This window comes from Pseudomonadota bacterium (genome assembly GCA_011049115.1).
GTDB lineage: Bacteria > Desulfobacterota > Anaeroferrophillalia > Anaeroferrophillales > Tharpellaceae > DSCM01.
The window spans coordinates 1-8,566 of the sequence record DSCM01000046.1 but is presented as its reverse complement, the minus strand read 5'-3'; the positions used below and the strand labels follow the sequence as shown (position 1 = coordinate 8,566).

Annotated in this window: 8 protein-coding genes; 5 read left to right on the top strand and 3 right to left on the bottom strand. The window is 51.2% G+C overall.

What is annotated here, in order from left to right; translation table 11 throughout:
- A partial coding sequence (locus tag ENN66_03900) for a hypothetical protein (protein ID HDS15750.1) occupies nucleotides 1-328 on the bottom strand: 328 nt, incomplete at its 3' end.
- Between the two features lie 541 nt (nucleotides 329-869).
- Here ENN66_03900 and ENN66_03895 point away from each other — a divergent pair.
- Together ENN66_03895 and ENN66_03890 are read left to right on the top strand one after the other, a co-directional pair.
- The gene (locus tag ENN66_03895; protein ID HDS15749.1) at nucleotides 870-1,445 is read left to right on the top strand and encodes a rubrerythrin family protein; all 576 of its coding nucleotides are present in this window, start codon (nucleotides 870-872) and stop codon (nucleotides 1,443-1,445) included.
- Nucleotides 1,446-1,525: 80 nt separating this feature from the next.
- Nucleotides 1,526-3,616 (top strand): adenosylcobinamide amidohydrolase, encoded by a 2,091-nt coding sequence (locus tag ENN66_03890; protein HDS15748.1) that lies wholly within the window; start codon nucleotides 1,526-1,528, stop codon nucleotides 3,614-3,616.
- 71 nt (nucleotides 3,617-3,687) lie between these two features.
- On the opposite strand, the gene ENN66_03885 is transcribed toward ENN66_03890, so the two are convergent.
- Entirely contained in the window at nucleotides 3,688-3,912 is a 225-nt protein-coding gene (locus ENN66_03885; GenBank protein HDS15747.1) for a hypothetical protein, read from the bottom strand.
- Nucleotides 3,909-4,280 carry a zinc-ribbon domain-containing protein gene (locus tag ENN66_03880; GenBank protein ID HDS15746.1) on the bottom strand — a complete coding sequence of 124 codons (372 nt, stop codon included), beginning with the start codon at nucleotides 4,278-4,280 and terminating at the stop codon, nucleotides 3,909-3,911. Before ENN66_03880 ends, ENN66_03885 begins: the two co-directional genes overlap by 4 nt.
- Before the next feature lie 283 nt (nucleotides 4,281-4,563).
- Between ENN66_03880 and ENN66_03875 the strand changes: the two genes are divergently transcribed.
- The 3 genes from ENN66_03875 to ENN66_03865 all read left to right on the top strand — a co-directional run.
- A complete protein-coding gene (locus ENN66_03875; protein HDS15745.1) occupies nucleotides 4,564-6,363 on the top strand; it encodes a long-chain fatty acid--CoA ligase in 1,800 nt (599 codons plus the stop codon).
- Entirely contained in the window at nucleotides 6,353-7,012 is a 660-nt protein-coding gene (locus tag ENN66_03870; protein HDS15744.1) for a TetR/AcrR family transcriptional regulator, read from the top strand. Before ENN66_03875 ends, ENN66_03870 begins: the two co-directional genes overlap by 11 nt.
- A 110-nt stretch (nucleotides 7,013-7,122) precedes the next feature.
- Nucleotides 7,123-8,566 (top strand): acyl-CoA dehydrogenase (locus ENN66_03865; protein ID HDS15743.1); only part of this gene is annotated, 1,444 nt, incomplete at its 3' end.

Genomic DNA, 8,566 nt, shown 5'->3' with positions numbered 1-8,566 from the left:
GCCCCCCACGGATAAGGGTACGTAGTGTCTCATGTATTTTTTTCATGTACTTCTCGCAGAATTCTGCATGTTTATTGAAAGCGATAGTAGCCATGGGTGAGGTAACAGCCAAATCAAAGGAATGCTTTTTGTTCTGCAACTGAATTTGTCGTTCATGTGCAGCATGATCTCTTAGTAGTTGGTAGAGGGCGCCGATTAATGCTCCAACAGCAGGCATGGCTGTAATACCCTTAAACAACTCTGAAATTGGTAGGGTTATCGTAATAGCCACTGACAGGACAAATACAGTTATCGCCCCCAAATAAGTCAATTTTTTATATGGCACCATTTTTTAATTCCTATCACGAGCCGCTTAACAGTATAAATAGACCACGTCATTCGATGGAATAATAGGTCGGATACAAATTTCATATTTGATCTTCGCTATAGGCAAAGAACTCATTTGCTGTCAAGTTGATAATTTATTTTGTCAGTATTTTTGTCAATCATTTAAGTGTGATTACAGCCAACAATGATATGGCGCGTTTCACTTCGGCGGTTGCTTGCTCTCGCCTTCAGCCTTTAGATTTGCTGTTAAGATTACAGAATAAAGTCAAAAGACAACGTTGGCGAGGGGGTGGGGGATATGCGCCCGGATGGTATCCGGGCTTTCTTGACCCTCTTGCCGTGGTCGGAGGTTCCCTCAGTGTCCTCATGGGTAGGTTTTTAAGGTCGCGCTTGCCAAGAACAAAATTTTGTTGTAGTAATGAACCCCTATCCCACAGGTATCCCGCAGTTTTTTTCGGCTGGGGGAATTTGCTTGTTTTGCCGCCGTCTCTTCCCGAAGGTGGTATAATAGGAACATTTAATTTTATAAGGAGGTTTTACTGATGGCCAGCTTAAAGGGAACCAGGACCGAAAAGAATATACTGACGGCTTTTGCCGGTGAAAGTCAGGCCCGTAACCGCTATAATTATTTTGCCGCCCAGGCTAAAAAAGAGGGTTATGTCCAGATTGCCGAGATCTTTGCTGAAACCGCAGACCAGGAAAAGGAGCACGCCAAGCGTCTTTTCAAATTGCTTGAAGGGGGAGAGGTTGAAATCAGCGCCGCTTTTCCCGCCGGCGTGATTGGCTCGACGCTGGATAATCTGAAAGAGGCGGCCGCCGGAGAAAATCATGAGCATAGCGCGATGTATCCGGAATTTGCCCGGATTGCCCGCGAGGAGGGTTTTGCCGCGATTGCCGAGATCATGCTGGCGATCGCCGTGGCTGAAAAACAGCATGAAAAACGTTATCTTGATCTGGCCGCCAATATTGAAACCGGTCGGGTTTTTAAAAAGGCGGCGGTGGTGACCTGGCGTTGTCGCAACTGCGGCTATCTGCACCAGGGCCAGGAAGCACCGAAAGAATGTCCGGCCTGCGCCCATCCGCAGGCCCATTTCGAACTGCTGGGTGAAAATTACTGATCTTAACGCGGCATTATTTCGGTTGTACGGGTAAAAAAGGCCGGATCCTTTTTGGGGCCGGCCTTTTCTGCAAGCAGTTGATGAGGTGGGTTCCGATGTTTCTTGAGAAAAGGGTGGGCATGAAAAGGTTTTTTGGAGTCATGGGACTGGTGTTGCTGGGGCTGGCGCTGCTGCTGGCGGGTTGTGAATATCCGTTGAGCCTGATCGACAGCGCCGGGCAAAAAGTCAGGCTGACTTGCAGGCCCCTGCGGATAGTTTCCCTGGCGCCCGAGGTCAGCGAGATCGTCGCGGCGCTGGGGGCCGGGGATAGACTGGTTGGGATTACTTATCACAGCAGTTCACTGGCCGGGCTTGAACATTGTTCTCTTATTGGTGGTTTTCAACAGCCGTCCCTGGAACGAATTCAGAGTTTGTCTCCGGATTTGATCTTTATCACACCATCCCATAATCACCTGCGCGGCGTTCTTGAACATAACGGTTGCCGGGTGCTTGCCATGGCCAGCCGAACCCAGGCGGAGATTTTCGCCAATATCGAGCTCGTCGGTCGCCTGGTTGGTCGATCCGCGCAGGCGGCAGAGTTGCTTGCCGGCATGCGGGAAAAGATAGCTTTGCTGAAAAAAAAGGTCGACCTTATTCCCGTGGCCGAACGGCGTCGGGTTATGGTGATGATGAGTCAGGATAGATTTCTCCTGCCGGGAGATGACTCGTTTCAGAATGAGCTGATCCGGGTTGCGGGCGGAATTGCGCCGGTCTGGGGCAAAACGGGAGATGTGGTCGAGGTCGACGTCGCGCAAATCCAAGCTTTTGATCCGCAGGTAATCTATAGCTGCAAACCAACCGAGCATATCAAAAATCTTTTCGGCCGGCCGTCCTTAATCGGGATCACGGCAATCGTGGATACTCAGATTTATAATTTCCCCTGTGATTTTACTTGTCGAGCGAGCACTCATTTTGCCGATTTCGCCGCCTGGCTGGCATCAGTGATCTATTCCGACTTTTTCAGTCGTTCCGACCACCTGGTTCTGACGGAACAGGTGGTGCGAAGAGAAGCCATGGTCCTTGACTTTCCCTATGTCCGCCGGGCTGAAGTCGTGGAATCGCGAGTGGCTGATTTTATTCAGCGTACCCTGGTGATTGATTTTACCGAGCCGATGGCGGTTCATTCCACCCTGGAAGGGGTGTGCGCCGGAATCAGCACGGTTGGCAATCATTATCTTTCGCCGCCGACCTGGAATCTGGTGCATTATCTCGGAGCACCTGATTTTAAAAAAAAGATTACGTCCCTGCTGGAGCGTGATCCGGAAAGGTGCGCCCTGCTTTTTACCGGGGCCGACATGAATAATCTGTCTTGCCGGGAGGCTTCCTTTCAGGATTTGCGGGTCGCGGCCCTGGTCACGGCCGGGGTGAAATCCAACGCGATGCGCATGGGCGCCGAAGAGGGATATTATTATGAAGCTCCCGGGGCCGTCGATCCGGGCACCATCAATATAATTCTTCTAACTAATGCCCGCCTTGCGCCGAAGGCTCAGAGTCGAGCCCTGCTCAGCGCCTGCGAAGGCAAAAGCGCGGCGCTTCAGGATCTGGATATTCGCGCCGCCAGTGACCCCGCTTTTCTTCAGGCCACCGGAACCGGAACCGACAATATCATTGTTGTGGAAGGCCGGGGGCGGCCCATTGAGAATGCCGGCGGCCACAGCAAAATGGGAGAATTGATTGCCGGCACGGTTTATAATGCCGTGATTGAAGCGGTGCGACGTCAAAACGGCATTGTTGCGGAACGTGACATCTTTCAGCGACTTCAGGAACGGCGAGTGACGGTCTATGATTTTATTGCGGATTGCAACTTGGAACCTGACGCCGATGGCGGAGCGCTGACCGCCGCGGTCGAGGACTTGCTGTTGCAGTCGAGCTACGCCGGTCTGCTTGAGCTCAGCCTGGCTTTAAGTGACGCCTGGCAGCGGCATCAGCTTGGCAGCCTGGATGATTTTCGCCGGCGCTGTGAGCAGGTGGCGGCGGAAATAAGTGGTTGTTCGCAGAGCTTACGGTTTGATCGTTACCATGGTCCACTCCTGCCCGAGCCCCTGCGCCTGGCCTTGGAAGCCTTGTTGGCTGGGGTTACGGCGCGGCCCGGAGCAACGATCGCCGGCGCCGGGACGCCGGCTGAAAATTAGTGCGGTTATTTCAGGAATCAGCCGATCTTGCAGGGGGCCATGGTTTCTAAGGTCGCCGGGAAACTTTTTATTCAGAAGATTTTAAAGAGCCAGTATTTAAAATCGAAAAAATGGAGAACCTTCTGGGTGAATTCGACCTCCTGAACCCGGGCGGCGAGTTCCTGAAGGGCAACCCGGTTGTGAGCGATGTGTCTATTCTGAGCTTGCTCAAGACCGCCGGCGGCGATAAAGCTACGGATGTTTTCCATCTCCCCGGCATCCAACCAAATACCATGCCGACCGCAGATGTCGATCATGACCCCGGAAACCTCCTGAAAGTTTTTTTTGTCATCGGGGTGCCGCAACGCACGCAGCTCAGGTAACCGGGATCATTTTGTCGGGGTGGCCGTTGGTATTCACGCGGCAGGTTTTGGTCTTGATAGACATCGCGTTCAGAGGTCAGGTAGGAAAATTCTCGGCGGTCGAACCAGAGACCGGCGCAAAGTGGGCAGATTTCGGCATCTGTTTGCCGATAGTCATAGGGTTCAAGGGCAACCTTGCAACGGGGGCAGAAGGCATTCCGGTGGGGATCTGAAACCCGGTTTTCATGGCCGCAGTGGGGGCAGTATCGACTTTTGGGGTTGATCGGTTTGCCGCAGGCGGCGCAGAATGAAAGGGGGGTCATGGCGGTTTCTCTCCGGCAAAAGCTTCCTGGGGGGTTATCCGTTACAGAAGAATCATGCCGAAGTATTATTTCATAAACTTCCCGCTAAGGCAAGGGTCTTCAATCCCCACGCCGTGGAACTCTGCTCGACAAACCGATCTGATGATTTCTTTCGCCTTTTTCCCGTTAAATAAAATAGTATTTTAGCCTTGACAATCTAATGACGTTCAGTTAATAGGATCTCGGAATGAGTCTTCATTCATTTTTTTTGATTGGTCCAGGGTTTAATTTTTAGGAGTGAGAGATGAATCTGGTAAAGATTTTTTTTGAACAGGCGCGGCGGCTCGATCAGAAGGTTGCCATGAAAGTGAAACGCAACGACGTCTATTTTGACATCAGTTGGCGGGAGTTCGCAGTCAAGGTGGAAGAAGTGGCCGGGGGCTTGCTGGCCGCGGGACTGGAAAAAGGTCAAAAGGTTGCGCTGCTTTCCGAGAATCGTCCCGAGTGGGCCTTTGCCGATTTGGGCATTCTTGCCTGCGCCTGCGCCGATGCGCCGGTTTATCCAACCAATCTCGCTCCCCAGGTTGAGTATATTGTCAATGACTCGGATTCGGTTTTTCTTTTTGTCTCAAACGCCGATCAGCTTAAAAAAAGTTTGGCGATTGTCGATAAATGTCCGAAATTGAAAAAAATCATTGTTTTTGAAGACATGGGGGAGACGGAGTCGCTTCGACATGAACGGGTTATGACCCTGTCTCAGTTGTTGTCCACCGGTCGTGAATGGCTCAAGAAGAACCGCGCATCTTTCGAGGCCGGCTGGCAGAATATCAACGATGATGATCTGGCCACGCTGATTTATACTTCCGGAACCACCGGAGATCCCAAGGGCGTCATGCTGACCCACGGTAATTTTATCACTAACGTTGCCGCATCCAGCAATTGTGTCCGGGTTGACGGTAATGATGTTTTTCTTTCCCATCTTCCTTTAAGCCATGTTTTTGAGCGGATGGCCGGTTATTATCTGCCGATTTATAATGGCGCGGTGATCGCTTACGCCGAATCGATTGAAAAGGTTTCCCAGAACATGATGGAAGTCCGGCCGACCATCATGATCAGTGTGCCGCGTCTTTTTGAAAAAATATTCGACCGTATCTATGATGGCGCGCAGCAGAGTAAGGGGTTGAAGAAACAATTGATCTTCTGGGCTTTCGGCGTGGCGGATCAACTTTCCGCCGCCTTGCGCGAGAATCGTCAGCCTGGAGCCTGGTTGCTCTGGCAGCGTAAGCTTGCCAAGAAATTGGTTTTCAGCAAGCTGGGAGAAAAGCTTGGCGGACGTCTGCGTTTTTTCATTTCGGGCGGCGCTCCCTTACCCCAGAAAATCGCCGAGTTTTTTTACGGCACCGGCTACCCTATTTATGAAGGTTACGGCTTGACGGAAACCTCTCCGGTGCTGGCGGTCAATTATCCCGGGCATATGAAGTTCGGCATGGTCGGTCCGGTTCTTGAGGGGGTTGATTTGAAAATCGCGGCGGATGGTGAAATTATCGCCAAAGGTCCGAACATTGCCCTGGGCTATTATAAAAACCAGGCGGCCACCGATGAAGCCTTTGTCGACGGTTGGTTTCATACCGGCGATGTCGGGGTGCTTGATGCCGAAAATTATCTTAAAATTACGGATCGCAAAAAGGATCTGATCGTTACCGCCGGCGGCAAGAATATCGCGCCGCAACATCTTGAAAATCTGCTCAAGATGGATAAGTACATAACCGAGGCCATGCTCTATGGTGATCGCCGGAAATTCATCTCCGCCCTGCTGGTTCCGGATTTCGAGAAGGTCGAGGAATATGCTTTGAAAAATGATATCCTTTTCACCGACCGCAAAGGCTTGCTTGAAAATCCGGAGATTCGCGCCATGCTGGGCCGGCGTATTGAAAAGGTGCATCAGGAAAACAATATTCCCTCTTATGAACAGATCAAGAAATTCGTCACCTTGGATAGTGAATTTACAATGGACAAAAATGAAGTGACGCCGACCCTGAAACTTCGGCGTAAAATCGTAACCGCCAAATTTCAGAAAGAACTGGATGCTCTTTATGAAGAGTAGGGTTTCGGCGGTGTCCGGTAAGGGTTCCGGCGTGTCGGACGATCCGCGGAAACGAGCCAAGTATCTGGCGATAATAGAAGCGGCGCTGGAAGCTTTTTCCGAATATGGTTATCATGATTGCCAGGTGGCGAAGATCGCCAAGAAGGCCGGGGTTGCCGATGGCACCATCTACCTTTATTTTGCCAATAAAGAAGAGGTTCTGGTCTCGGTTTTTCAGGAAAAGATCAATCGCCTTATCGTTGATATTGAGGCGCTGACCAATGATTGTGATAACGCATGGCAGAAGATTGAAATTCTGGTGCGTTATCATTTAACAACTTTGGGAGAAAATCCGGTGCTGGCCAATTTTCTTCAGATCCAGTTACGTCAATCGAACCCCAGTATTCGCCATGGCATCGCCGGGCCTTTGCGTAATTTTTACCGGCTGATCGAAGGCTTTGTCGGTGAAGGACAGGCCCAGGGAGTGATTGACGCCAAAGTTAATGTCAAGATCGCCCGCAAAGTCATCTTCGGCAGTATCGATGAGGTGGTCAGCTGCTGGGTTTTAAGCCGGCGTCGCTATGATCTGAAAGCGATGGTAGACGGTATTCTTTATGTCTTGGGCCGGGGTCTGCGTAGCGATGGCCGGACCCCGGGTGGATCTCAGTGAAAAAATTTTTTTTCTTATTGATGAGTGAACGCTCAGTCATAACGGGTTGAAATAGAGGTTACAATCAACAAAAGCTTGATTTTTACAAGCAGATTAAACAGGAGGTAGAAATGGGTAATGGTTTGGTCAACGTCAGGGATCAGAAGTTTCTGCTCTTTGAACAGATGGGGATCGACAAGCTTTTTAAATCGCGGAAATATGGCGAGTATACGCTGGATGATGCGGCCATGATGTTGGGTGAAGCGGAGAAACTGGCGGTCAACGTGATGGTGCCGACTTATGCCGAAGGTGATCGGGAGGGCTGTACTTTCGCGGATGGTAAGGTCAAGACCCCCGCCTGCTATCATGAAGCCTACGCTAAAATTTGTGAAGCCGGTTGGAATTGTGCCGCCCGTGATCCGGAAGTCGGCGGTCAGGGCATGCCCCTTTTATTGTTTTCCGCTTGCGCCGAACTTTTCAACGCGGCCAACTTTTCCCTGATGATGTACCCTGGCCTGACTTGTGGCGCCGCGGCTCTGATCGAGAAATTCGGCAGTGAAGAACAGAAAAAAAAATATATGAGTAAAATGTATGCGGGGGAGTACGGCGGCACCATGTGCCTGACTGAACCCGGGGCCGGCAGCGATGTCGGAGCTTTGCGCACTAAAGCCGTCAAGCAAGGCGACGGCACTTATAAAATAACCGGAACTAAAATGTTTATCTCAAGCGGTGATCATGATCTGTGCTCCAATAATATTCATGCCGTTCTCGCTCGAATTGAAGGTGATCCGGCTGGGACCGACGGTATTTCCATTTTTATTGTGCCGAAAATCAGGGTTAATGATGATGGATCTCTCGGAAGCGGTAACGATGTTCTGACCGGCAATATTGAACACAAGATGGGCATCAAGGGATCGGCAACCTGTACCCTTAATTTTGGGGAAAATGACGACTGCGTCGGTGAACTGCTGGGTCGTGAACGCCAGGGGATGGCGATCATGTTTCACATGATGAACGAAGCCCGCCTGGAGGTCGGCATGCAGGGACTCGGCCACGCTTCCGCCGCCTTCGAACATGCCCGCGATTATGCTCGGGAAAGGATTCAGAGTCGCGCCATTTGGGATATGACCAATCCCGAAGCCCGGGCCGTCCCGATTATTGAACATCCGGATGTGCGCCGCAGCCTGTTGTGGATGAAGTCCTATGTGGAGGGTATTCGCGCTCTGAACTATTATGTCGCCTTCGCTTTTGATCGGGCCGAGATCGCCGAGGATGAAGTGGAAAAGAAAAAATGGCGGGGCATTCTGGAGCTGCTGACTCCGGTCTGTAAGGCTTTTTCCTCCGACAAAGGGGTGGAAATCTGTTCCTTGGCAATAGATATTTACGGAGGCTACGGCTATTGTTCCGAATATCCGGTTGAGCAGTATCTGCGGGATGTCAAAATCGCCTGTATCTATGAAGGCACCAACGCCATTCAGGCCCTTGACCTGGTTGGCCGCAAACTTACCCGGGATCGGGGGCAGGCTTTGAAAAATCTGTTCGCCGAAATCGGGAGTACGGCCGCCCGGGCGGCCG

Excerpts from the sequence above, each read along its gene's own strand:
- ENN66_03895 (HDS15749.1), top strand. The coding sequence starts at position 870 with ATGGCCAGCTTAAAGGGAACCAGGACCGAAAAGAATATACTGACGGCT.
- ENN66_03890 (HDS15748.1), top strand. The coding sequence starts at position 1,526 with ATGAGGTGGGTTCCGATGTTTCTTGAGAAAAGGGTGGGCATGAAAAGG.
- ENN66_03885 (HDS15747.1), bottom strand. The coding sequence starts at position 3,912 with ATGATCGACATCTGCGGTCGGCATGGTATTTGGTTGGATGCCGGGGAG.
- ENN66_03880 (HDS15746.1), bottom strand. The coding sequence starts at position 4,280 with ATGACCCCCCTTTCATTCTGCGCCGCCTGCGGCAAACCGATCAACCCC.
- ENN66_03875 (HDS15745.1), top strand. The coding sequence starts at position 4,564 with ATGAATCTGGTAAAGATTTTTTTTGAACAGGCGCGGCGGCTCGATCAG.
- ENN66_03870 (HDS15744.1), top strand. The coding sequence starts at position 6,353 with ATGAAGAGTAGGGTTTCGGCGGTGTCCGGTAAGGGTTCCGGCGTGTCG.